Origin of the sequence: Mycobacterium sp. RTGN4 (genome assembly GCF_033804635.1) — a bacterium.
In the GTDB taxonomy this organism is placed as follows: domain Bacteria; phylum Actinomycetota; class Actinomycetes; order Mycobacteriales; family Mycobacteriaceae; genus Mycobacterium.
The window spans coordinates 135,155-159,725 of the sequence record NZ_JAPZLB010000007.1 but is presented as its reverse complement, the minus strand read 5'-3'; the positions used below and the strand labels follow the sequence as shown (position 1 = coordinate 159,725).

The window sequence follows — 24,571 nt, the reverse complement described above, 5'->3', positions numbered from 1 at the left end:
CCGTCAGCGGTTGACGATGGCAGGCGCCAACGCCCGGGTCACGAACGCCACCTGGTCGTCAGCGACCTTGTCGAACCATGCATTTCCGGGCCAGACGTCGAAGTGGTCGCACGGGTAGTGGTGCACTTCGCCCCGGCCCGCGACCGCGGTCTTGACGACGGAGGCGGCGGGCACGTACCTGTCGTAGTCGCCGAGTTGAACCAGCAGGCGGCACGTCAACCGTTTGGCCGCAGGGGTGGCCCGGATTCCGCCCATCTCGAGGCCGACGGCGGAGTCGACCTCGTTGCGCCACGTCGGTCCCGCCATCCCGGTGTAGCTCTCATACGCCCCGTCGAGCGCCAACGCGCCGCGCTCACCGGGGTGGGCGACCAACGGCATCAGCTTTGCGCCCCTGCCGCGCGCGACGGACACCTTGCTGGCAACACCGGTGGCCATCCACGACAACGCGGTGAGCACGCTGCGTTGCCCGACCGCAGCCCGACCGGCAGCCAGCCCGCTCGTCAACGGGGTCATCGCGATGACGGCGGCAACGTCTGCGCGATCCGCCCCGACATGAAACACGTGACTGCCCGACATCGACGAACCCCAGATTGCGACGCGCTGCGGGTCGACGTCGGGCAGCGCTTTGGCTGCGTCGATGGCGGCGCCGTAGTCCTGCACCTGACGCTTGATGGAAATCGACTGACGCGGTTCACCTTCCGAAGCTCCGAAGCCGCGATAGTCGAAGGCGAACACGTCGGCGCCGGCCGCGGCGAAGCGCTCGGCGAATGGTTCGAGCCCAGAGTCCTTGGTGCCGCCGAAGCCGTGCGCCATGACCACCACCGGGCGGCCCTGCGGCCCGGTCAATAGGTCGGACTCGGCGCGGAAATGCCAGGCGTGACAACGCACGCCATGGGAATCGAACGTGACCTCGCGGTAGCTCATGCGGTCTCCTGTGAATGCTCGGCCAGGTCGGTGATTCCGTAGACCGAGCTGAGCCAGATGGCCGCCGCCCCGTCCTTCAACTGTGCGCTGGTCAGCGTTCCGCCCAGCGTCAGCCGCTCCAGCAACCGGTCGTTGACCTCGAGCAGCACGGCCGCGAGCACATCGGGGTCCAGCCCGTCGGGGGCCCGCCCCGCTGCCCTGTCCCTGCGGATCATTTCAGCGATCGAGTCCGTGAAGGACGCCCTGGCCCCATCCCAGATGTCGCGCACCGAGGAACTGGATCCGCGTACCTCGAGCATCGCCTTGAACAGGTGGTGATGTCGGGCCCGCATCTCGAACAGTCCGTCGAGCATGGCGTAGATGCGGCGCCGAGGTGCATCCTCTGCGGCCGTGAAATGCTCGTTCACGACAATGGTTTCGTCGATCATGCGTTCCATGAGCGCGGCGACCGCGGCGCCCTTGTTCTCGAAGTAGAAGTAGAACGCCGACCGCGTCACGCCAGCCTGTTTGGAGATCTCGGCGATGTTGATCGCATCGAGGTTCGACTCCTGCAACCAGGTGTCGAGCGCGTCCAAGATCGCCTCGCGCCGGTAGTCGCTGCGCTGGGGCGGCCTGCGATCGGTCTGCGACCTCACGCGTGCACCGGTGCTCGCGTGGCGGCGCGCTTGCGCCCGGCGGGCAGTTCCCGCGCGCGCATGTCGTGCTCGTAGTGGAAGTAGTCCACCTGCTGGGTGTGCCGCGCACTACCGGTGCAGTGGCCCGTGTACAGCTTCTGGTCGGCGTCGATGACGCGTTCCATCTCGTCGGCCGACGGAAGCGCGTAACGCCCGATGGCATAGGCGGCCAGGCAACGTGATTGGCATTCGACGAATGGGAAGAGCGTCGGTATCGCCTGGGCGAAGCCGATGAACGCGAGGTCCTCCAGACCGGGGACGAACATGCGCTTGTATAGCCGAATGCTGTTGTCCGGCGCGCTGATGAAGCCGGGATCGAAGAACGGGAACGTGATGTTGTAACCCGTCGCGTAGATGATCACGTCGAACGCGTCGCTGGTCCCGTCGTCGAAGTGCACCGTGTCGCCGTCGAGCCGGGCCACGTTGGGCTTGGGGATGACGTCACCTGAGCCGAGCCGCAGCGGGAGCTCCACCGATTGCGTCGGATGCGCCTCGAACAGCTTGTGATTGGGTTCGGGCAGCCCGTACAGCGTGGGGTTGATGCCCATTACCGGGGCCAGCAGCTGAATCGCCTTGCGCTGCCAGGACAACGGGATGTGCGGCGATGTCTTGAACAGCGTGTCACCGGGTCGGCCCGCGATGTACTTGGGCACGATCCACGCACTCGACCTGGTGGACAGCGTCACCGTGTTCTCCAACGCCTTCGACGACAGCTCCACGGTGATGTCGGCCGCGCTGTTGCCAAGTCCGGCGATGAGGATCCGCTTGCCCGTCAGTTCCATCGGAGTGCGAGGGTCGACGTAGTGGTGGGAGTGAATCGTCTCCCCCGTGAACGTGCCGGGGAAGTCGGGATAGCGGGGATCCCAGTGGTGACCGTTCGCCACGACGAGGAGGTCGAAGCGCCGGCTGTCACCCGCTTGGTCCACGATGTCCCATCCGCCGCCATCGGCCCGGCGCGCACTGGTGACACCATTGCCGAACTCGATGTGGTCGAGGAGTCCGAAGGCGGCGGCGTAGTCGTCGAGATAGGCCTTGATGTCGGCGTGGTGCGGAAACGCCGGATAGTGCTCCGGCATGGGAAAGTCCTTGAACGACAACATTTGCCGCGACGTGTCGATGTGAAGCGAGCGGTAGGCGCTGCTGTGTCCGTTCGGGTTGCCGAACGCCCAGTTGCCACCGATTCGGTCGGACGTCTCGAACGTGGTGTACGGAACGCCGTAGTCCTTCAGCATCTTGCCCGCGGTCAACCCGCTGATGCCTGCACCGATGACCGCCGTGCGCGGTTGAGTCTTTTGCACTGCCGCTCCTGAAGGGTTTTGCGGGACAGTATCAACCGATTTGACGTACGTCAATGAGTTCTGACATCTGTCAATTGCAGGCATTCGCTACCGTGATCACCATGGCGGACATCGACTATCCCTCTGCCGACGGAGCCCTGCCCGCATACCTTGCGATTCCGGAGGGCGACGGCCCGTGGCCGGCCGTCGTCGTACTCCACGATGCGATGGGCATGACGAGCGACCTGAGACGCATCACCGACCGCTTCGCCGCCAGCGGCTACCTCGCAATGGCCCCCGCGCTCTACCGCCGCGGCAACCGGGTGAGATGTGTCGTGGGGACCTTCCGGGCGTCGTTCGAAGGCGGAGGTTCGGCCGTCGACGCAATCGTCGCCGCCCGCGATCATTTGGCCGCCGACCCCCGTTGCACCGGCATGGTGGGCTCGATCGGCTTCTGTCTGGGCGGCGGCTTCTGCCTGCAGTTGGCCCCGCGTGGCGTGTTCGATGTGACTGCACCCAACTACGGCGTCGTGCCGAGACTGCCCGACCTGACCGGCGCCTGCCCGATGGTCGCAAGCTACGGCGGGCGCGACGTGATGCTGCCCGGGGCGGCGGCCCGACTGGAGGCCGAACTAGCTCGCGTCGACGTCGCGCGAGACATCAAGGAGTACCCGAACGTCGGCCACGGGTTCATGAACGACTGGCGCTATCCGCAGGTCGTACAGTTCGTCGAACGCATTGCGGGGCTGTCCTATTCACGCCCGGAAGCCGAGGACGCCTGGGCTCGCATCCTGACGTTCTTCGACGAGCATCTCAACGGCTAAAGCGATTCGCCTCAGGGGCCGATGACCCCGCGCTCGACCAGATGGTCGGTGAGCGGCGCTACTCCGACGGTGAAGTGTTCGGCCATCGCGCTTCGCGCCAACTCGGGGTCACGCGCTTCAAGCGCGGCGATGACGGCGCGATGGTCCTTGATCGACTGCTTGGGCCAGCCGCGCAAGGTCGGGAATACCGACTCTGGCGCATAGCGGGTGATGCCCGACATGAACTGCGTCAGCTTGGGCGAATCGCCCGCAACGTTGATGGTGCGGTGGAATTCGTGGTTCAGGCGCACCGTGTGCTCCAGGTCGGTCTGCTCGTAGGCAAGCTCCAACTCGTCCTGGATGGCCCGCAGCGCGGCAAGTTGATCGTCGGTGATGTGCTCGGCGGCGCGCGCCGCGAGTTCGCCACCGATGAAGGCCTGCACCTTCGCGACGTCGGCGAGGTCGCGCGCCGTCACCTCGAGCACCATGAACCCACGCCTCGGATGTTGGACCAACAGCCCCTCGGCGCGAAGATTGAGCAACGCCTCCCGAACCGGCGTCACGCTGATCCCAAGCTCGACCGCGAGTTGATCCAGCCGTAGATACTCGCCGGCCCGGTACGCGCCCGTGAAGATCCGCCTGCGCACGTAGCGCGCGACGTCTTCGGACAGTTGCGGCCTGGCCGCGAACTCCGGCTCAGATGCGGTACTCATTGAGCAGACTCTTGCTGATGATGGTCTTCTGAATCTCGCTGGTGCCCTCGCCGATCAGGAGGAACGGCGCATCTCGCATGAGCCGCTCGATCTCGTACTCCTTGGAGTAGCCGTAGCCGCCGTGGATGCGGAAGCTCTGCTGTGTAACCTCCGAACAGAACTCGCTGGCAAGGTATTTCGCCATCCCAGCCGCCACGTCGTTGCGCTCCCCCGAATCCTTCAGGCGCGCGGCGTTGACCATCATCAAGTGCGCGGCCTCGACCTTCGTCGCCATTTCCGCAAGTTGGAATGCGATGGCCTGATGCTCGGCGATGGGCTTGCCGAAGGTGCTGCGCTGCTGCGCATACCGGGCCGCGAGCTCGAAAGCCCGGATGCCAACGCCACATGCGCGGGCCGACACGTTGACGCGGCCGACCTCGATGCCGTCCATCATCTGGACGAAGCCGCGGCCGGGGGCGCCCCCCAACACGTCGTCGTCGGAGGCCTGATAGCCGTCGAAGACCAGTTCGGTGGTGTCGACGCCCTTGTAGCCGAGCTTGTCGATCTTGCCGGGAATGAGCAACCCCGGCGCCACTTCGCCGAAGCCGGTGGGCTTCTCCACCAGGAACGCGGTGAGGTTGCGGTGCGGTTTGGCTTCGCCCTCATCGGTTTTCACCAGTGCCGCGACCAACGTCGAACTTCCGCCGTTGGTCACCCACATCTTCTGACCGGTGATGGTGTAGCCGCCGTCGGGGTTGCGTATGGCCTTCGTACGAATGGCCGCCACGTCGGAGCCCAACTCGGGTTCCGACATCGAGAAGGCCCCGCGCACCTCGCCCGTCGCCATCCGAGGCAGAAAGCGCTGCTTCTGTTCGTCGGTGCCGTGCTGACGCAGCATGTACGCGACGATGAAGTGGGTGTTGATCACCCCGGAAACGCTCATCCAGCCGCGCGCAAGCTCTTCCACGCACAGGGCGTAGGTGAGCAGCGACTCGCCCAGCCCGCCGTACTCCTCGGGGATCATCAGCCCGAAGAGCCCCAGCTCTTTCATCTGGTCGACGATGTGCTGCGGATATGTGTCCGAGCGCTCGAGTTCCTGGGCGTTCGGAATGATCTCCTTGTCCACGAATTGTCGTACCGCGGCAAGGATCTCGGTCTGCGTCTCGGTGAGCCCGATGGTCTGGGCAAGCTTTGTCATCAAACGACCCTTTCGAACACGGCCGCCAGCCCTTGGCCGCCGCCGATGCACATGGTTTCCAGTCCGTACCTGCCGCCGCGCCGGTCGAGCTCACGGGCCAGGGTGGCCAGCATCCGGCCACCCGTCGCACTCACCGGATGGCCGAGCGAGATGCCCGACCCCTGCACGTTGGTGCGCTCCAGATCGGTTGCGGTGAACTTCCATTCGGCCATCACCGCCAGCGCCTGCGCGGCGAACGCCTCGTTCAGTTCGATGAGATCCATATCGGAAAGTTTCAGCCCAGCGTTCCGTAACGCCAGTTCGGACGCGGGCACCGGGCCGATGCCCATGACATTCGGCGGAACCCCCGCGACGCCCCAGGAGACCAACCGGACGAGCGGGCGCAGGCCCAGTTCGGCCGCTCGCTCGGACGTGGTGACGAAGCACATTGCGGCCGCATCGTTCTGGCCGCTGGCGTTCCCCGCTGTGACGGTGGCTTCCGGATCCTGCTTGAGCAAGATCGGTTTGAGCCTGCTCAGCGTTTCGACGGAGGTGTCGGCACGGGGGTGCTCGTCGGTGTCGATGACGTCCTCGCCCGTGCGCGTGGTCACGGTGACCGGGATGATCTGGTCGGCCAGTAGCCCGTCGTTCTGTGCGGCGATCGCGCGCCGATGCGACGTGACGGCCAACTCGTCCTGCTCGGCGCGCGAGATGCCGTATTGACGACGGAGGTTCTCGGCGGTCTCGATCATGCCGCCGGGTACCGGGTAATCCCGCCCGCCCGCGGTGGTCCGGCCACGGTTCAACGCGTCGTGCACCTTGACCCCGCCGCGGGATCCACCCCAGCGCATGTCCGTGGAGTGGAACACCACGTTGCTCATGGATTCCGCGCCGCCCGCGACGACGAGGTCGTTCTGGCCACTGGCCACCTGCATGCACGCCTGGATCACGGCCTGTAGTCCCGAACCGCAGCGGCGGTCGAGCTGCATGCCGGGCACGGTCACCGGCAGGCCGGCGTCGAGTGCGACCACCCGACCTATCGCAGGGGCCTCCATGCTCGGATAGCAGTGCCCGAGGATGACGTCCTGCACGGCATCCGGTGCCACACCGGTGCGCTCGAGCAGTCCCTTCAGCGCGGCGACTCCGAGCTCAACTGCGCTCAGCGACTTGAACATTCCGCCGTAGCGGCCGATCGGTGTGCGGACGGGTTCGCAGATGACTGCTTCAGCCATCAGATGTGCCTTCCGCCGGTGACCTCGAGCACGATGCCGGTCATGTACGACGACAGGTCCGACGCCAGGAACAGCGCCACGGAGGCGACCTCGCTTGGCTCCCCCGCACGTGCCATCGGGATCTCGGCCAGCTTGGCATCCCAGATCCGTTGCGGCATGGCCTCGGTCATCGCCGAACGGATCAGACCGGGCTGGATGGCGTTGATGCGCACGCCGAGGTGGGCGACCTCCTTGGCGGCGGCCTTGGTCAAGCCGACGATGCCCGCCTTCGCCGCCGAGTAGTTCGTCTGGCCGACCAGTCCGACCTTGCCGGAGATCGACGAGATGTTGATGATGGCGCCGCTCTTCTGCTCGCGCATGATGTCGGCGGCCTTGCGGGTGCCGTTCCAGGTGCCCTTGAGGTGGACGGAGATCACCTGGTCGAACTGTTCCTCGGTCATCTTGCGCATGGTGGCGTCTCGCGTGATGCCCGCGTTGTTCACCATGACGTCCAGCGCGCCGAACTCCGACACTGCCGCCCTGACGAGGGCTTCGACGTCGTCGGCCTTCGTGACGTCACAACGCACCGCGCTCGCGACGGCACTGCCGCCGAGCTTCTGCACGGCCGCGTCGGTGGCATCGGGGTCGAGGTCGCCGAGCACGACGCGCGCTCCTTCGGCGACGAAGCGCTCGGCGATCGCGAAGCCGATCCCCTGCGCTCCGCCGGTGACCACCGCGGTCCGTCCGTCAAGCAATGCCATCGGTGCTCCTGCCTTCCTTGGGCGGGCTCGGCCGCCCGGGTATGCCACATAAAATATGATATTTGTTGTACAAAGCCAACCCGGCTATCGCCCACCTCAGGAGTTTCAGCATGGCCGACCCGACCGACGCCGCCGTTGGTGAAGAGGACTTCAACGACATCCTCGAGGCGACCCGAGGTTTCGTTCGATCCGTGGTGATGCCACGCGAGCTCGAGGTGATGAACGAGAACAGGGTGCCCGACGACATCCGCGACCAGGCCAAGGAACTGGGCCTGTTCGGCTACGCGATCCCCCAGGAATGGGGCGGGCTCGGGCTCAACATCGCCCAGGACGTCGAGCTGGCCATGGAATTCGGTTACACGACGCTGGCCCTGCGCTCGATGTTCGGGACGAACAACGGCATCGCAGGCCAGGTGTTGGTCGGCTTCGGCACCGACGAGCAGAAGACGCGCTGGCTGGAAGACATCGCCTCGGGCGAGGTCGTCGCCTCGTTCGCACTGACCGAACCAGGTGCGGGATCCAATCCGGCAGGGTTGCGCACCAAGGCCGTTCGCGACGGCGACAGCTGGGTGATCACCGGGCGCAAGCAGTACATCACCAACGCCCCGACAGCCAACCTCTTCATCACCTTCGCCCGCACCCGGCCCGCTGACTCCGACGGCCCAGGCATCGCGGTATTCCTGGTGCCCGCCGAGACCGCAGGCGTCGAGGTCGGCGCCAAGGACGCAAAGATGGGCCAGGAGGGCGCGTGGACCGCCGACGTGAACTTCGACGAAGTCCGGGTCGGACACGAGACGCTCATCGGCGGCGCCGAGGACATCGGGTACCGCGCAGCGATGACCTCGCTGGCGCGGGGCCGCATCCACATCGCCGCACTATCGGTCGGCGCCGCTCAGCGCGCGCTCGACGAATCGGTCACCTACGCCGCGACGGCGACGCAGGGCGGCACCCCAATCGGGGATTTCCAACTGGTGCAGGCGATGCTCGCCGACATGCAGACCGGGGTCATGGCGGGCAGGGCCCTCGTCCGTGACGCCGCAAGGATGTGGCTGTCGGGCGAGGACCGCCGAATCGCCCCGTCGACCGCGAAGTTGTTCTGCACCGAAATGGTCGGCACGGTCGCCGATCTGGCCGTGCAGGTCCACGGCGGCGCCGGGTACATGCGCGACGTCCCGGTCGAGCGGATCTACCGCGACGTGCGTTTGCTGCGTCTGTACGAGGGCACCAGCGAGATCCAACGCCTCATCATCGGCGGCGGGTTGGTCCGGGCCGCAAAGCGACGGCCGTGACGGACTCGTCGGCGGCAAATCTGACGTTGCTGTAGATCGCGCTCAACTCTCGACCCACGCGCCAGTCACCCGGGCGTCAGGCGAGGTAGCGGATGATCGACTCCGCCACCGCGGCAGGCTTGTCAGAGCCTTCAATCTCCACAGTGACGGTCATGGTGGACTGGGCCGCCCCCTCGAGTCGGGTGACCGAGGTGAGTTCGGCCCGCGCCCGCAGTCTGGCGCCGACCTTGACCGGCGAGATGAAACGAACCTTGTTGTAGCCATAATTGACGGCCATGGCGACGTTCTCGACGGTGTACAGCTGATGCGAGAAGTGCGGAAGTAGCGACAACGTCAGCAAACCATGGGCGATCGTTCCGCCGAACGGACCATCGGCCGCTTTCACGGGGTCGACATGGATCCACTGATGGTCGTCGGTCGCGTCCGCGAAGGTGTTCACCCGGTCCTGGCTGATCTCCATCCACTCCGTCGGCCCAAGTTGGCTGCCTTGTGCTCCAGCGAGCTCATCTAGACCACTGAAAACCTTCACTACTTCTCCTTAAATGGGGATCTTGGCGGCGCGCGCCGCCCCGTACTACATCTAGCGCCTCAGCCGCACCGCGCACAACGAGCTGTCCGCGATTTTCCTGGCGAGTTCGCGGATACGCCGTGCCATGGGGATTATGCAGCTGAAACAGGAATGGCGACCATAGCCAGAAATTCATCCTTTCTTTGCCAAAATCAGCGACTCCGGTTCAGAAATCTAACACCATGCTAAATCCGCGCCATAAGGGGCGGTTCCTTGGCGGTTTGGAGCCGATACTAATTGGGCAAACCCCGTGCCGCCGGGCAGCAAAAAACCGCCAGCACGCTGTGATATCGATGTCCTACCAGCACAACTGACGAATGAGGCAAGAATGCACGCTCCATCCCTCGAATTCGAATCCCGCTTCGATTTCGCGATCACCAACAGCCTGAGTTGGTGGGACCCGGATTCGCAATGCACGCTAGTGATATCGAGCCCCGCCGCCGATCCCGAACTCTGGTCGGAGTATCTGCGTGGCGCCGATCACAGCTATCGAAAGCATGGTGTCGAGCAAGCTCTCGACATCGCCGCGATCAGGGACGGATCGGACACGGTGATGTTCTGGGCCACCCTCGACGAGGGGGGCCGAATCATCGGCGGCGTCCGCGCCAAGGGGCCACTGACGTCAGCGGACGACTCGCACGCGGTCATCGAATGGGCGGATCACCCAGGACAGCCCGCCGTCCGCAAGATGATCACCGATCGCGTCCCGTTCGGCGTGCTCGAGATGAAGTCGGCGTGGGTCACCGACGACCGCGATCGGGCCAAGCCGATCACGCAGGTGCTCGCACGCAGCGGTTTTCATGCGATGGCCATGATGGAGGTCCAGTTCTGCATGGCCACGTCGGCGCCGCACGTGCTCGAGCGCTGGCGGTCGTCCGGCGGTGTCGTCGCACCCATCCCGGCGGCGCCCTATCCCGATGAGCGCTACCGCACGAAGATGATGTGGTGGGATCGACGTACCTTCGCCAATCATGCTGAGCCAGAACAAGTGTCGAAGATTCTTCAGGAGACGGAGTCGCTGTCGCGGATGGCGTTGGCGGGGTGAAGCCCGACTAAGCGTCCGCTCCGCCTGATCGGCCGCGGCGATGACGCACGGGGCTGGCGTCGGTTCCGGCCGACGGAGCGACAGCCTGAGCTGACCCTCGACACGGCCAACGCCGGGCCATCGGGGCATGGAGGTCAGCTTCGGGACTTAGTTTGCTTGTTTTGTCCTACACGTCGCCCGCTTCCCCCGCGGTGTCGTGCGGTCCACGACGAGCCCGCGACCTCGGATCAACACGACCCGTCATCAACACGGAAATTCGCTGGCCCCCTCGGCGGGGGGCTCGGGTCCGGCCGCAGGCCGGTACGGGGTGCTGCGTGCTGACGATTGTCCCCAGCGACGGATAAGCTCGCTCGGTGACCGCCGAGAATAACCCCCTCAGCCTGGAGCGATTGGTCACCACCGTCGCTACCCGGTTGATGGCGGCGAATGCGGCCACCTCGGTGGAGGTCAGCGAAGAGGTGCTCTCCGTGCTCGTCGAGTACTTCGACGTCGATGTGAGCTTCCTTCGTTACAACGACCACTCGATTCGGGCCTCGCTCCTGGTGGCCGAATGGCCCGTCCGGCCAGACATCCCCGATCCCGACCCGCTCGGCGTCGTGTACTTCGCCGACGCCGATCCCGTGTTCGCGGCATCCGAACACGGCAAGACCCCGCTGGTATTCCGGCCGGACAACGAGGTCTATCAGAAGCGCATCGAGGAAGGTCGCTACGTCCCCCAAACTTCAATGGCGGCAGCACCATTGGTGTCTGGCGAGTTGACGACGGGGATCATCGGATTCGTCAAGTTCGGCGACAGGGAGTGGCGCACAGACGAGCTCAACGCGCTCGAAGCCATCGGCTCGCTGTTCGCTCAGGTCCAGGCCCGGGTGAACGCCGAGGATCAATTGCGCCACCTCGCCGAGCACGACGACCTCACTGGGCTCTACAACCGGCGCGCGTTGCTTGCGCATCTGGAAGCCCGGCTGAAACCGGGCCACCCGGGACCGGTGTCCGCGCTGTTCTTCGACCTCGACCGCTTGAAGACCGTCAACGACTACCTCGGCCACACCGCAGGTGACTGGTTCCTCCAGGCGATGTCCGAACGGCTCAAGGCCAACGTCGATCCCGCGAGCCACATCGCGCGACTCGGCGGTGACGAGTTCGTCGTCGTCCCGGCAGGCGTGCTATCGGTCGAAGCGGCCGAACAAGAAGCGCACGACCTCTTGAACGTCTTGCGCGAGCGCGTTGCGATCGACGGTGAGTTGTTGACCCGCACCGTGAGCATCGGCGTGGCGCAAGGCCTGCCTGGCCGTGACACCACCTCAGATCTGCTGCGCCGAGCCGACCAGGCGCTGCTCACTGCAAAGGGCTCCGGCGGCAATCGGGTCGCCGCGTTCTCCGACGAGCTTTCGATGGATTCGGCGTTCCGCACCGACATCGAACTGCATCTCGCGGGCACCATCGAAGACGGTGGCCTGTTTCTGCGCTATCTACCCGAGGTGGACATGCGCACCGGTGAGGTGCTCGCGGCAGAGGCACTGGTCCGCTGGGAGCATCCGACCCGAGGGCTCATCTCCCCCGCATCGTTCATCGCGGTCGCCGAATCCATCAACCTGGCTGGAGAATTGGGACGGTGGGTGATGCGCACCGCGTGCGCCGAATTCGCCGGTTGGCGCGCACAGGGCATCGGCACTAGCACGGTGCTGCGGATCAACGTATCCCCGGTCCAGCTGGTGACCGACGGGTTCGCGGAGTCGGTGGCCGCCATCATGAGCGAATTCGGGCTGGAGCCGGGGTCGATATGCCTTGAGATCACCGAAAGTGTGGTGGTCCAGGACATCGAGACGACGCGCATCACGCTGGCCGGCCTCAAGGGAGCAGGCGTCCAGCTCGCCATCGACGACTTCGGGACCGGCTACAGCGTGCTCTCGCACCTGAAGTCGCTACCGGTCGACGTGCTCAAGATCGACCGGAGTTTCGTCACCGAACTTGGCTCTAACCCCGACGATCTGGCCATCGTGCGCGCCATCATCGCGCTGGCCGAGGCATTCGGGTTGCAGCTCGTCGCAGAAGGAGTCGAATCGGAGCTAGCCGCCCTGACCCTGCTACAGCACGGCTGCCATCGGGCTCAGGGCTTTCTGCTGTCTCCGCCGCTGAGCGGAGCAGATTTGGGTGCGCTAATGACGAAAGGCCGGGTGTCAGCGCACTTCTCGGCAACGCCCAACGCTTGACGGCAGCGCCCGCGGCGGCACCCGCAGGCCTGCGAGCAGTTGTCGGCCGGACGCCGTGCACATGGGCTTTACCGGAAACTCGGCAGCCACTGTGTCCAATAGCTCGACGCGGAAGAATCGGCTGGCCGACTGGCCGACGATGCACACCTGCAGCCCATCGGGCCCAGACGGTGCGACCAGCTGGTCGGAGGGTGCCACGAACGGGTCGCGCGACGACACCGAGAGTCCGTGGCGCACACCGACCCTCAACGGGCCATCAGGCGTGGCGAGCACGACCCCGACGACTCGTCCGTCCTCGAAGACAATGCGCTCCAGCGCGCTGTGCTCGTGCATGTCGACGTCGCGTTGGCGCAGCTTCTGCAGCATCCAGTCGGAGATGGTGCACCCGTCCGCGAGCTCGGCCGAATCGATCGATGCGACGGCATGGACCTCGAGCGACTGACCGTCGCTTGCGCGCATGCTCTTGGTACGCCAGCCCGACAGTGACGTGTACAGCAGCCCGTACTGCGACGCCAGGCACTTTGCATTCCATTCGCGGAGGTTTGCTCCCACGAACGGTGCGATGGTGCGGTCGTCGGCGGTGACGGCGCTGACCTCGCGCACGGGCAGCCCGGAATCTCCGGCTCCAACGCCAATCGATTCGAGTCCATGCGACAGTGCGGCAAAGTATTCGTCGGTTTCGGCGTCAGTGACGGTCGGCGACCAGCTTCGAAGAAATCCGCCGACCCGCCGATGAACCGCAACCGCGGAAGCCGGGGCGCGCCGTTCGGTGGACGGTATGGCCAACAGCACGTCAGCGCCCAGGTCCACGGTTGAGATGGCACTTGCCAGCGTTCCGACTCCGGCGCCGATGCACGCTACGTCAACTTCAAGATCCCACATGTGAGTTGATTACCTCGTCATTGCTTTAGCGACAGGATGAGCATTGAAGTCGCCAGGGACCTGCTCGAAGAGCGAAGTCTCGGACGGTCGTATTGCTTCCATGTCCCGCACTTCAAAAGGAATTTCGGGATATGGACGAAGCAAACTGCGCGCTTGACGAATATTCCTGAGTTTCGAGTTTCCCCGGCCCGCGCGAGGGCTCGATGGAATGTGCGGTTGACGACGGCGGCAATGGGCCGGAGCTACCTTTCCGGTCCTTCGTCTTTGGGGCGAGAACCCCATCCGACGTGCCATGCGACGCCCAGGCGTCGGCCAGGAGGAGGCTCCTTGGCTTCAGACCTTGAGTCATCACACCGGGTACTTTACATACTTTTGGAATGTTCCGCAGCGCTGGTGATGACTAAAGGTCTGTAGCAAAATTGGGTACGACTGAAGCCAGAATGTGGTTACGCAGAAAGTCAGATCGAGTCGAGCGACAAGCGCCGACCGCGCACGAGAGGCAGGGCCCGTTGGGGACTGATCAGACAGGCCCCGACGTTGACTAGCTCAGTGGGTTCATCCGACGCCGGTTGGCACTCGCGATCAGGAATACCGCGCCGCCGGGCGATGGCATTCTATGATCTCCCGGACACGTGAAACCGCCATCGATTGGGATGACTGAGGTATTCGAAGTGGTGCGTCAAGCCCGATCGGAAGCCACCAGGCAGAAGATCATCGACTCAGCGGTCGACCTGATCAATGCGATCGGATATCCTGCCGCCGGCTTGGCCGACATCATCGAACGGGCCGAGCTCACCAAGGGCGCGCTGTACTACCACTTCGACTCGAAGGAAGCGCTGGCAACAGCGATCATCGAGGACGGTGGGGGCAGGGTGATCGACGCCTTCGTGGCGGCCGGGCGCCAGGGATCTCCCGCGATGGAGAATCTCATCCACGGCGTGTTCATGGTCGGCGACACGATCTCCAACGACGTACTTGCCGCGGCGGCTTCCCGGCTGCTCCGGACGTTCGGCGGGTTCAATCCCGCCGCTAAGAGCACCTACGGACGGTTCCTCGACGAGATGACCGGGCGCGTCAAGGCCGCGGTGGCCGAGCACGACGCGCGATCGGATCTCGATCCAGACGTCATCGCGCGCACCATCTTCGGCGCGATGCTCGGTACCGAACTGCTGTCCGCCGCACTGTCGGGCGGCAGGGACATGGGCAAGCAGATGGCGGGCACCTGGGAGGTGCTGCTACCCGCCGTCGTCGAACCGGACTCGTTGAACTACTACCGGGAGTTCCTGGCCCGTCAGTCAATGCGCGCTTCGACACCACGCCGGTAGTTCGCGGCACGCCTGTTGCGCGGATCGCCTGTGCCGCAACGTGATTGCGGACCGAACTCGGGGCAGCCAAACTTGGTCACGGCCGTGATCACCGCGATGCCGCGCCGGTGAAATCGGTTGAGCGACGCCGCCAAATGACGCATCAACACGGTATCGGGGCATAGGCTGAAGCGCTGACCTGCAGTCCCCTATAATTTGCCGAGATACGCTAAGAAAACCGGTGCCGCGGGGGGAACCAAGCTGGAGGATGACGTGCTCGAGACGCTCACGCAGAGCAGTACCGCCTCCTTGCCCTTGGCCCCCAAGAATCCGCTGCCGTACCGCCAACGCGTCCGCGCCGCGAAGGCGTTCCATACCGGTCCCGAGATACTGCGCGATGCGGGCGGACCGGTGACGCGCTTCACACTCGGCCCGCGCTGGCTCGTCCCTCAGATCGTGCTGGCGACATCGCCCGGCGCGATCCGCGACATCTTGGCCGTCAACGACGAGAACGTCGACAAGACCAGCCCCGTACTCAACGAGCTACGCCGAATTCTCGGCGCCAACTCGTCCAATCTTCCGCATGAGTTGTGGATACCGCGTCGACGGACGCTACAGCCGATGTTCACAAAGCAGCACGTCCGTGAGTTCGGCGGCCATATGGCGGCGGCCGCCGAGCGCGTCTGCGCGGGCTGGCGTGACGGCGACGAGCTGGACTTGGACGCTGAAGCACGCACGATCACACTGCGTGCGCTTGGCCATTCCGTGCTTGGCATCGACCTCGACCAGCGGCTGGAAACGGTCTCGGAGCCACTTGGCGTCGCGTTGGGATACGCGATGAGCCGATCGCTGCGCCCGATTCGCGCTCCGCGATGGATGTACACCCCCGCACGTCGGCGCGCTCGGGCCGCCAGTGCCAAAGTGCATGAGCTGGCAATGGACATTCTGCGCGCCTGTCGCGCCGACCCCACGCGGGAAGCTCCACTGGTGCACGCCCTGCTCGCGGCGAAGGACCCGATCACTGGGCAAACGCTGTCGGACGAGGAGATCTGTGACGAACTGATCATCTTCATCTTCGCCGGTCACGACACCACTGCCACCACCGTCGCCTACGCGCTCTGGGCGCTCGGCCACCACCCCGACCTCCAGGACAGGGTGGCCGCAGAAGTCGCCGCGCTTCCCCAGCGCCCGTTGACGCCCGATGACGTCCCTGCGCTGAGCTACACCGTTCAGGTCGTGAGGGAGTCGCTTCGGCTGTGCCCGCCTGCGCCCACCGGAACGCGAATGACTGTGCGCGACATCGTCGTTGGTGGCTATCGCGTTAAGGCCGGAACCATGCTGGTGTTCGGCAGGATGGCAGTGCAACGCGACCCGGCGCTCTGGAACGATCCCCTTCGCTTCGACCCCGACCGTTTCAGTCCGGAGCAAGTCAAGGGACGCGACCGCTGGCAGTACATCCCGTTCGGCGGAGGGCCACGCTCATGCCTCGGCGATCACTTCGCGATGCTCGAAGCCACCCTCGCGTTGGCGACTGTCATCCGTCGTGCCGAAATCCACTCCTTGGACGCCGAGTTCCCTTTGGCACTGCACTTCACGATGGTCGCGGGCGGTCCGGTCCGCGCCTCCGTGCGGAGCCGTCGGTGACGCGCGAGGTCCGACGCCGCCACTCCCCGCAACCCGCACGCAACGACCGAACCGCACCGTGATGAACCCCGACGACGAACTTCGCTGCAGCGCCCAGCTTTTCGACGCTGACGCTGACGCGATCGCGGAGTTGCGGGCGGACCCGCGCATCGAATTCATCGATCGCCGCAGCGAACAACTCGACGGGCTGAGGCAGCTTCGCCCGGCGCCGCCAGCCGAACTCGTCGCAGAGCCGACCCAATGGGCCTACTACCCGTGGCGTCGAACCGTCGTTGGAGTGTTGGGGCCGCGCGGATTTCGGGCCCTCCGCCTTGACCGCAACAGAAGTCTCATCACCGCAGCGGAACAAACCCAGCTCGGCGGGCTCCGGATAGGGGTCGCCGGGTTGAGCGTCGGGCATGCCATCGCGCACACGCTCGCAATGCAGGGCTGCTGCGGCATGCTGCGCTTGACCGACTTCGATCGGCTCGAGCTGTCCAACCTCAACCGGGTCCCCGCCACGGTGTTGGACTTCGGGCTCAACAAGGCGATCGTGGCGGCACGGCGCATCGCAGAACTCGATCCCTACCTCAGCGTGGAGGTCGACACGACGGGGCTGACGCCGGAGTCCATGGACGACTTCCTCGACGGTCTCGACATCGTGGTCGAGGAGTGCGACTCGTTCGCGATGAAGGTCATGGTCCGCGAAGCCGCCCGCGCGCGAAGGCTTCCCGTGCTGATGGCGACCAGCGATCGTGGTCTGATCGACGTCGAACGCTACGACCTGGACCCGGATCATCCGGTGATGCACGGCTTGCTCGGCACGGTGGACTCCGGGCAGCTCGCGGGACTGGCCGGCCAGGAGATGATCCCGCACATGCTTCACCACCTCGACGCCGCCCGGTCGTCTCCTCGGTTCACGGCGTCGCTGGTCGAGGTCGGACAGACACTTTCATCGTGGCCGCAATTGGCTGGTGAAGTGACGTTGGGCGCCGCCGCCGTCGCCGAGTGCGTCCGCAGGATCGGGCTGGGTGAGCCGCTGCGATCGGGCCGGATTCGCATCGACATCGGCGACGCCTTCGACCACCTCACCCAACCCGACACCGATGACATCTCCGATTCTGCAAGCGATTCCATGAAACCGGATGACATTGGGGACGAGCAGGACACCGCACGGATCGTCGCGGCGGCCGCGATTCGCGCGCCCTCTGGCGGAAACGCCCAGCCGTGGACCATCGAAACAGACCCCGGCTCGGTGACCATCCGCCTCGCACCCGACCGCACATCGTCGATGGACGTCGCGTACCGGGGTAGCGCAGTTGCCTTGGGCGCCGCGATGTTCAATGCCCGCGTGGCCGCCGCGGCTCACCACGCATTGGGCCCCGTGGTCATGACGACCGATGACGAGCGCGTCCCGCTCGAGGCGGTGCTGACGCTCGAGTCAAGCGCGCATCCCGAACTCGCGGACCTGTATCGACCGATGCTGGACCGCGAGACCAACCGTCATCACGGCGTTCCACGCGCAATCGACGGCGAGACCGTGGCAACGCTGCACGCGTTGGCGCACAGGGAAGGTGCGCAACTGCATCTGCTGACCTCCCGGCCGGACATCGAAGCGGCCGCCGCGTTGTTCGCGGCCGCCGACCGCATCCGGTATCTGACTCCGACACTGCACCGGGAGTTGATCGCCGAACTGCGTTGGCCCGGCGACGAACCCGCAGACACCGGCGTCGAGGTACGAAGTCTCGAGCTCGACGAGACCAGCGTGGCGGTCCTGGAGATCCTTCGGCGCCCCGACGTCATGACGGAGCTCGCGCGGTGGAACGCCGGTGCGGTGCTCGGCGATGACATCCGTCAACGGGTCAGCACGGCGTCAGCGCTTGCCGTGGTGACGGTGGCAGGCAGCGGGTTGACCGAGTTCGCCAGTGGCGGCGCGGCCGCCGAGGCGGTGTGGATCTACGCCCAACAACGCGGCCTTGCCGTCCAACCGATTTCGCCGGTCTTCCTGCACGCCGTGTACGAGCACGAATTGCGGGAACTGTCTGCGTCGTTCGCTCCGGATCTCGTCCGCCTGCAATCGACCTTTCGCCAGTTGTCGGCCACCGAAACAGGTGAGTCGCAGGTACTGGTACTCAAGCTGGCTCACGCGCCGCCGGCCTCGGTGCGCAGCCGCCGCCGAACGCTCGCCCAAGTGCGCCCAGCAGCCACCGAGGCCCGACGATGAGCCGAAGACCGCCGTGTCGCGCAGCCTAGATCGTGTCGTCACCGACACCGCCACGTACCTGATGGCGGTTGACGCCGGGAGTGCGGCCGACGTCAGTCAACAGGTGCTGGCCGAGCTCGTCGACCACTTCGACGTGGACGTGAGCTTCCTGCGCCACAACGATCACCAGGTCCGCGCGACGAGGCTGGTCGCCGAATGGCCACCACGCCAGGACATTCCCGACCCAGACCCGCTGGGTGTCATCTACTTCAAGGATGCCGACCCGATTTTCGCCATGCTCGAGCACGCCAAGGCGCCGGTCGTCGTCCGCCCAGAACCCGTCACCGATGAGTACGGACGACGAATCGAAGTGAGCGGCGGCATTCCGGTCACGTCGATTGCCGCAGCGCCGCTCATCTCTGGAGCCGTGACGACCGGCGCGCTCGGCTTCATCAAGTTCGACGACCGCGAGTGGAACCCCCACGAGCTCAATGCGGTTCAGGCCATCGCGTCCCTGTTCGCGCAGTTGCAAGCGCGCATCGCCGCCGAGGAAGGGTTGCGTCACCTCGCCGATCACGACGACATGACGGACCTACCGAACCGCCGGGCCTTGCTCGCGTACCTCGACGACAAGCTCGCCCCGGGAAGGACGGGACCGGTCGCGGCACTCGTCGTGGACCTCGACAGGCTCAAGGTCATCAACGATCATCTTGGCCATACCGCAGGCGACCGGTTGATCGAGGCCGTCGCGGACCGCTTGAGCTCTGCGACCGGGGAGTCCGGCATTGTCGCCCGCTTCGGTGGCGACGAGTTCGCCGTCGTGCCGTCCACGCCCATGGATGCCGAGGCCGCAGAGGTGCTGGCGCAACGGCTGCACGATGGCCTTCAGGGGCGCCTGGTCATCGAAGGCGAGCTGTTCAGGGTCACGGTGAGTATCGGCATTGCGATCGCCGAACCCGGACACCACTCCTTCGACCTCCTGGGTCGCGCGGACGAAGCGATGCTGGCGGCCAAGACTGCCGGAGGCAATCAGACGGTGGTATTCCGCGAACAGATGCTCGAGCGTCGGACACTTCGCAGCGACGTCGAGCTGCATCTACAGGACGTCATCGAAGCCGACGGACTCGTTCTCCACTATCTGCCCGAAGTCGACTTGCGCTCTGGTGAAGTGCTTGGCGTCGAGGCACTCGTCCGATGGCCACATCCCACTCGCGGTCTGCTGTCGCCGGGATCCTTCATCGGATTGGCGGAATCCGTCAATCTCGCCGGAGCACTCGGTCGCTGGGTCTTGCAGACCGCGTGTCGTCACTTCGCCGATTGGCGCTCCAACGGGTTGGCCGAACACGTCTTGCTGCGCATCAACGTCTCGCCCGTTCAACTCGTCAGTGCGGACTTCGCCAGCACGGTCGGGCCCATTCTCGACGAATTCGGAATCCCCGGCAGTTCAGTGTGTTTCGAGTTCCGGGAAAGTGTCGTCGTTCAAGACTTCGAAGCGGCCAGCAGCACCCTCGCCGACCTACACGCGCTGGGGATAAACCTCGCCATCGACGACTTCGGCACCGGCTACAGCGTCCTGCAGCACCTCAAGTCGCTCCCCGTCGACACCATCAAGATCGACGGTCAATTCGTATCGGAGCTCGGGATCAACCCCGACGACGGCGCGATCGTCCAGTCGATCATGGGACTTGCGGAGGCATTCGGATTGGAGGTGGTCGCCGAAGGCGTCGAGACCGCGGCCGCGGCGAGACTGCTCCTGCAGTACGGCTGCCGCCGCGCGCAGGGCTACCTGTTTTCGCCGCCGGTCAGCAGTGATGCCACAAAGGAACTGCTGGTCAAGGGCGTCGTCTCACTCGCGGACGACGATCTCCGGCCCTGAACCTCGGGATGTTCGCGTACGGCACAGTTCGCTTGCTAGGTTAAACAAGTGGACTTGGCATGGTCGGACACGGACATCGATTTTCGCGACGAGGTTCGGGCATTTTTTCGAGACCGGCTGACCCCAGAGCTCCAGCAGGCGGGTCGGCTGATGACGAGTGTCTACAGCGACCACGACGCGAGCATGGCTTGGCAGGCAATCCTGCACGAGCGTGGCTGGGCGGCCCCTGCGTGGCCTGCCGAGTACGGCGGCTGCGACTGGACCCTGACGCAGCACTACATCTTCAGCCGCGAGTCGACGTTGGCAGGCGCTCCGAATCTGTCGCCGATGGGCATTCGGATGGTGGCGCACGCGCTCATCGCCTACGGAAGCGCGGAGCAGAAGGAGTTCTTCCTGCCCCGCATCCTGACCGGGGAGGTGTTCTTCTGCCAGGGCTACTCCGAACCCGAGGCGGGGTCTGACCTCGCGGCGCTCTCGATGGCCGCGGTCGACGACGGTGAGCACCTGGTGTGCACGGGTTCGAAGATCTGGACGACGCACGCGCAGGAGGCGAACTGGATGTTCGCTCTGGTCCGCACCTCCCGCACGGCGAAGAAGCAACAGGGCATCACGTTCGTGCTGATCCCGATGGACTCGTCGGGTATTCAGATTCGGCCGCTCGTCATGACGTCCGGAGAGGAGGTCCAGAACCAGGTCTTCTTCGATGACGTACGAGTGCCCAAGGGCAATGTGATCGGCGAAATCGACGACGGCTGGACCGTCGCCAAGTACCTCCTGGAGTTCGAGCGCGGCGGCGGCGCCAGTGCTCCCGCGCTTCAGGTGCTGGCAGAGCACGTCGCGACGGTCGCCGCCGGTCAACCGGGACCCGACGGCGGACCGCTGCTCGACGACGCGGCCTTCGCCCGCAAGCTCGCCGACGCGCGCATCCGCACCGATGTGCTCGAAGTCCTGGAACACCGGGTACTGGCGGCCCTCGCCGGCGGCGGGCACCCAGGACCCGCTTCATCGATGTTGAAGATCCTGGCCACCGAACTGAGCCAGACGCTGACCGAACTCGCGATGGAAGCGGCCGGCCCGCGTGGACGCATCTATCAACCTCACGCCACGTATCCAGGTGGCCCCGTCGCCGGATATGAGCCTCCCCCAGACGGTTACGTCAGCGGTGAACCGTGGCAGGCGGTAGCGCCGCTGCGATACTTCAACGACCGCGCTGGCTCGATCTACGCCGGCAGCAACGAAATTCAGCGCAACATCCTCGCCAAAGCGGCGCTGGGGCTCTGATGGACTTCAACCTCTCCGATGAACAAGTCCTCCTGCGCGACGGGCTGAACAGGTTCCTGTCGACCCGCTACGACCTCGAGAAGAGCCGGACCGCAGCCAAGACCGGAGTGGGCTGGCAGCCCGATGTCTGGACGGCGTTCGCCGACGAGCTCGGCATCCTCGGCGCGGCCCTTCCCGAAGACGTCGGCGGCATCGGCGGCGGGCCCGTCGAGACCATGGTGATCGCCGAGGCTCTTGGCTACGCACTGGTGGTCGAGCCCTACGTGGACACCGCCGTGGTGAGTGCTGGATTGCTCCGCCGCGCGGGTGGTGCGCGGGCCCTCGAACTGCTCGAGCGCATCGTTGCGGGTTCGGCCGTCGTTTCGCTCGCGGCCACCGAGGCCGCATCCGGTGACCATTGGCAGGACGTGGCCACGACCGCCCGCCGCGACGGGTCCGATTGGGTGCTAACCGGTTCCAAGATCCTGGCCATCGCCGCCCCGTTCGCGACGCACCTGTTGGTGACGGCCGCGACACCGGATGGCCTTTCGCTCTTCCTCGTCGACCGTGCAGAGCCGAACCCAGGCCTAGCGCTGCATGCCTATCGCACGGTGGATGACCGGCGCGCGGCAGACCTGGAGTTGCACGAACTGCGACTGCCATCGGATGCACTCCTCGGTACAGGGTCGGCCCTTCCTGCCTTGGAGGCGGCGTGGGACGAGGGTGCGGCTGCCATCTGCGCAGAAGCCGTCGGCTGCATGCGAAAGGTGTTGGGCGACACCGTCGAATACTGCAAGCAGCGCAAGCAGTTCGGGCAGCCGATCGGTAGTTTCCAGGCGCTTCAGCACCGGATGGTCGACATGCACATGGAGCTCGAGCAGTCGGTCGCCGCCGTGTACCTCGCCGTGCTCAACCTGGAGGCCGAACCGGCGACACGGGCGCGGGCGGTATCGGCGGCCAAGGCGACCATCGGACGCGCCGCGCGCTTCATCGGCCAGAACGCCGTACAACTGCACGGCGGCATGGGCATGACCGAGGAACTCGCTATCGGGCATTACTTCAAGCGGCTCACCGCCATCGGTTTCGAGTTCGGCTCCACCGACCACCACGTCGCACGGTACGCGAGGCTGACCCGACGGTGAGCCTCCGCGGGTGGGTGCTGTTCGCCGCCATGAGCGTCATCTGGGGCATTCCGTACCTGCTGATCAAAGTCGCGGTCGAGGGCGTGTCGGTGCCCGTGCTGGTGTTCGCCCGCACGGCGATCGGCGCCGCGGTGCTGCTCCCGGTCATGCTCTACCGACGCGAATGGACAGCGGTGCTCAGGCACTGGAAGCCGGTGCTGGGGTTCGCCTTCTTCGAGATGATCGCCGCCTGGCTGCTGTTGTCGGACGCCGAGCGACATCTGACCAGCTCGCTGACCGGACTGCTCATCGCCGCGACACCGATAGTGGTGGCGGTGCTCGATCGGTTCACCGGCGGGGAGCGCCGGATGGGCGCCAAGCGGATGGTCGGCCTTGGCATCGGGTTCGCAGGCGTCGCGGTGCTGGCTGGCCCCGAACTCACCGGCGGTTCTGCGTGGTCGGTCGCCGAGGTGCTGTTGGTCTCGATCTGTTACGCGATCGCGCCGCTGATCGCCGCCCGCTACCTCTCCGACGTGCCCGGACTTCCGCTGACGGCGGCCTGCCTCGGCGTCGCCGCAGTGGCATACGCACTTCCCGCCGCTGCGACGTGGCCGACCGAAATGCCGTCGACCCATGTGCTTTTGGCGATCGGCGGGCTGGCATTGATCTGCACCGCGCTGGCCTTTCTGGTGTTCTTCGCGCTGATCCGCGAGGTTGGGCCGGCCCGCGCGCTGGTATTCACTTACGTGAACCCCGCGGTCGCACTGGCCGCGGGCGTGCTGATCTTGAACGAACCGATCACGGTGTGGAACCTCGCGGGGCTGGCGTTGATCCTGACCGGATCGGTGTTGGCGACCCGCAGACCCGTTGCCGAGCCCGCCAGCGTCCCCACCCCGGGAGTGGCGCCGTAGGCGTTTACTCAGTGGACAAGTGTCCGGTATAGCTACGCGGAGGTAGCCTTCAAGCGAAGGTAAACCTCCAGCATGTCATCGAGAAATTCACCAATATCCCCTGGTCCTTATGCATTTCGAAGGAAGGATTGCGCACATGGAACGGGTCCGATAACCTGGACACATGTCCAGCATGGCGGTGACACATGTCATCCGTCTGCGCGATCCCCATGCCCAGCGCACGCACACGTGTCGGCGCGTGTTCGGTGCGGCCGCCGCCTTGCTCGACGAATCCGCGCAGGACGACGTCTCGGTGCACACGCTCGCCAAGCGCGCGAAGATCGCGCCCTCCGCGTTGTTCGCGCACTTCCCGTCCCTCGACGCGATGTTCGCGGAGCTCTACCTCAACCGCGTGTCGCAGTTGCCACTGGTGGTCGACCCGACGGCAACCGTCCAGACCCGGGTCAGCGATCAACTACGGGCGATCACCCTCGTCGTGGCCGACGAGCCCCGACTCGCCGTGGCGTGCACCCGCGCCCTGTTGCGTAACGACGACGACGCAGTTGTCGTCGCGCGCACGCTCATCGCCGCCGAGGTACGCAGACGCATTGCGGCGGCCATGGGAATGGGCGCATGGCCCGAGGTACTCGAGACGCTCGAAACGCTGTTCTGGGGAGCGCTACTTCAGGTCGAGTCGGGCGCCGTGAGCTATCGCGCGATGGCCAACCGGCTCGACACCATGATTTCGCTGATCTTGCCCGAGGCCGGTCATTAGCCACGC

21 protein-coding genes are annotated in these 24,571 nt (G+C 65.4%); 12 read left to right on the top strand and 9 right to left on the bottom strand.

Going from position 1 to position 24,571, the window contains the following annotated elements:
- Nucleotides 1–3: 3 nt before the first annotated feature.
- Genes SLQ30_RS16960 through SLQ30_RS16950 form a run of 3 tightly spaced genes read right to left on the bottom strand, consistent with a single transcriptional unit; the run spans nt 4 to nt 2,896 of the window.
- Entirely contained in the window at nt 4–924 is a 921-nt protein-coding gene (locus tag SLQ30_RS16960; protein ID WP_319447146.1) for an alpha/beta hydrolase, read from the bottom strand.
- Nucleotides 921–1,559 carry a TetR/AcrR family transcriptional regulator gene (locus SLQ30_RS16955; protein WP_319447147.1) on the bottom strand — a complete coding sequence of 213 codons (639 nt, stop codon included), beginning with the start codon at nt 1,557–1,559 and terminating at the stop codon, nt 921–923. Before SLQ30_RS16955 ends, SLQ30_RS16960 begins: the two co-directional genes overlap by 4 nt.
- The gene (locus SLQ30_RS16950) at nt 1,556–2,896 is read right to left on the bottom strand and encodes a flavin-containing monooxygenase (protein ID WP_319447148.1); all 1,341 of its coding nucleotides are present in this window, start codon (nt 2,894–2,896) and stop codon (nt 1,556–1,558) included. The genes SLQ30_RS16955 and SLQ30_RS16950 overlap by 4 nt, the downstream gene beginning before the upstream one ends.
- Before the next feature lie 101 nt (nt 2,897–2,997).
- Here SLQ30_RS16950 and SLQ30_RS16945 point away from each other — a divergent pair, with 101 nt between their 5' ends.
- A complete protein-coding gene (locus SLQ30_RS16945; RefSeq protein WP_319447149.1) occupies nt 2,998–3,699 on the top strand; it encodes a dienelactone hydrolase family protein in 702 nt (233 codons plus the stop codon).
- Between the two features lie 11 nt (nt 3,700–3,710).
- Here SLQ30_RS16945 and SLQ30_RS16940 read toward each other — a convergent pair whose 3' ends face one another.
- From SLQ30_RS16940 to fabG, 4 genes are read right to left on the bottom strand one after another with little or no spacing between them, the layout of a single operon-like run.
- Nucleotides 3,711–4,391 (bottom strand): GntR family transcriptional regulator, encoded by a 681-nt coding sequence (locus tag SLQ30_RS16940; RefSeq protein ID WP_319447150.1) that lies wholly within the window; start codon nt 4,389–4,391, stop codon nt 3,711–3,713.
- Nucleotides 4,375–5,568 (bottom strand): acyl-CoA dehydrogenase family protein, encoded by a 1,194-nt coding sequence (locus SLQ30_RS16935; protein WP_319447151.1) that lies wholly within the window; start codon nt 5,566–5,568, stop codon nt 4,375–4,377. Before SLQ30_RS16935 ends, SLQ30_RS16940 begins: the two co-directional genes overlap by 17 nt.
- A complete protein-coding gene (locus SLQ30_RS16930) occupies nt 5,568–6,779 on the bottom strand; it encodes an acetyl-CoA C-acetyltransferase (RefSeq protein WP_319447152.1) in 1,212 nt (403 codons plus the stop codon). Before SLQ30_RS16930 ends, SLQ30_RS16935 begins: the two co-directional genes overlap by 1 nt.
- Nucleotides 6,779–7,519, bottom strand: a complete 741-nt coding sequence (gene fabG / locus SLQ30_RS16925) for a 3-oxoacyl-ACP reductase FabG (RefSeq protein WP_319447153.1) — start codon at nt 7,517–7,519, stop codon at nt 6,779–6,781. The genes SLQ30_RS16930 and fabG overlap by 1 nt, the downstream gene beginning before the upstream one ends.
- A 110-nt stretch (nt 7,520–7,629) precedes the next feature.
- Here fabG and SLQ30_RS16920 point away from each other — a divergent pair, with 110 nt between their 5' ends.
- Nucleotides 7,630–8,808, top strand: coding sequence for an acyl-CoA dehydrogenase family protein (locus SLQ30_RS16920; protein WP_319447154.1), 1,179 nt, complete (start codon nt 7,630–7,632; stop codon nt 8,806–8,808).
- Between the two features lie 76 nt (nt 8,809–8,884).
- Here the strand turns inward: SLQ30_RS16920 and SLQ30_RS16915 are convergent, their stop codons facing one another.
- Entirely contained in the window at nt 8,885–9,337 is a 453-nt protein-coding gene (locus SLQ30_RS16915; protein ID WP_319447155.1) for a MaoC family dehydratase, read from the bottom strand.
- Nucleotides 9,338–9,704: 367 nt separating this feature from the next.
- Between SLQ30_RS16915 and SLQ30_RS16910 the strand changes: the two genes are divergently transcribed.
- Together SLQ30_RS16910 and SLQ30_RS16905 are read left to right on the top strand one after the other, a co-directional pair.
- Nucleotides 9,705–10,421, top strand: coding sequence for a hypothetical protein (locus tag SLQ30_RS16910; RefSeq protein WP_319447156.1), 717 nt, complete (start codon nt 9,705–9,707; stop codon nt 10,419–10,421).
- Nucleotides 10,422–10,837: 416 nt separating this feature from the next.
- Nucleotides 10,838–12,631 (top strand): EAL domain-containing protein, encoded by a 1,794-nt coding sequence (locus tag SLQ30_RS16905; RefSeq protein WP_319447310.1) that lies wholly within the window; start codon nt 10,838–10,840, stop codon nt 12,629–12,631.
- On the opposite strand, the gene SLQ30_RS16900 is transcribed toward SLQ30_RS16905, so the two are convergent.
- Nucleotides 12,599–13,513, bottom strand: coding sequence for a hypothetical protein (locus tag SLQ30_RS16900; RefSeq protein ID WP_319447157.1), 915 nt, complete (start codon nt 13,511–13,513; stop codon nt 12,599–12,601). The two genes, SLQ30_RS16905 and SLQ30_RS16900, sit on opposite strands and share 33 nt — an antisense overlap.
- Before the next feature lie 653 nt (nt 13,514–14,166).
- On the opposite strand from SLQ30_RS16900, the gene SLQ30_RS16895 reads away from it, so the two are divergent.
- The 8 genes from SLQ30_RS16895 to SLQ30_RS16860 all read left to right on the top strand — a co-directional run bounded on the left by SLQ30_RS16895 (nt 14,167) and on the right by SLQ30_RS16860 (nt 24,565).
- A complete protein-coding gene (locus SLQ30_RS16895) occupies nt 14,167–14,838 on the top strand; it encodes a TetR/AcrR family transcriptional regulator (RefSeq protein ID WP_319447158.1) in 672 nt (223 codons plus the stop codon).
- Between the two features lie 252 nt (nt 14,839–15,090).
- A complete protein-coding gene (locus SLQ30_RS16890; RefSeq protein WP_319447159.1) occupies nt 15,091–16,461 on the top strand; it encodes a cytochrome P450 in 1,371 nt (456 codons plus the stop codon).
- Between the two features lie 61 nt (nt 16,462–16,522).
- A complete protein-coding gene (locus SLQ30_RS16885; protein WP_319447311.1) occupies nt 16,523–18,664 on the top strand; it encodes an Rv1355c family protein in 2,142 nt (713 codons plus the stop codon).
- Nucleotides 18,665–18,725: 61 nt separating this feature from the next.
- A complete protein-coding gene (locus SLQ30_RS16880; RefSeq protein ID WP_413468072.1) occupies nt 18,726–20,519 on the top strand; it encodes a putative bifunctional diguanylate cyclase/phosphodiesterase in 1,794 nt (597 codons plus the stop codon).
- A 48-nt stretch (nt 20,520–20,567) separates the two neighbouring features.
- The gene (locus tag SLQ30_RS16875) at nt 20,568–21,800 is read left to right on the top strand and encodes an acyl-CoA dehydrogenase family protein (RefSeq protein WP_319447161.1); all 1,233 of its coding nucleotides are present in this window, start codon (nt 20,568–20,570) and stop codon (nt 21,798–21,800) included.
- The gene (locus SLQ30_RS16870) at nt 21,800–22,921 is read left to right on the top strand and encodes an acyl-CoA dehydrogenase family protein (RefSeq protein ID WP_319447162.1); all 1,122 of its coding nucleotides are present in this window, start codon (nt 21,800–21,802) and stop codon (nt 22,919–22,921) included. Before SLQ30_RS16875 ends, SLQ30_RS16870 begins: the two co-directional genes overlap by 1 nt.
- A complete protein-coding gene (locus tag SLQ30_RS16865) occupies nt 22,918–23,811 on the top strand; it encodes a DMT family transporter (RefSeq protein ID WP_319447163.1) in 894 nt (297 codons plus the stop codon). The genes SLQ30_RS16870 and SLQ30_RS16865 overlap by 4 nt, the downstream gene beginning before the upstream one ends.
- A gap of 163 nt (nt 23,812–23,974) precedes the next feature.
- Complete coding sequence (locus SLQ30_RS16860) at nt 23,975–24,565, top strand: TetR/AcrR family transcriptional regulator (protein WP_319447164.1); 591 nt, start codon at nt 23,975–23,977, stop codon at nt 24,563–24,565.
- Nucleotides 24,566–24,571: the final 6 nt, after the last annotated feature.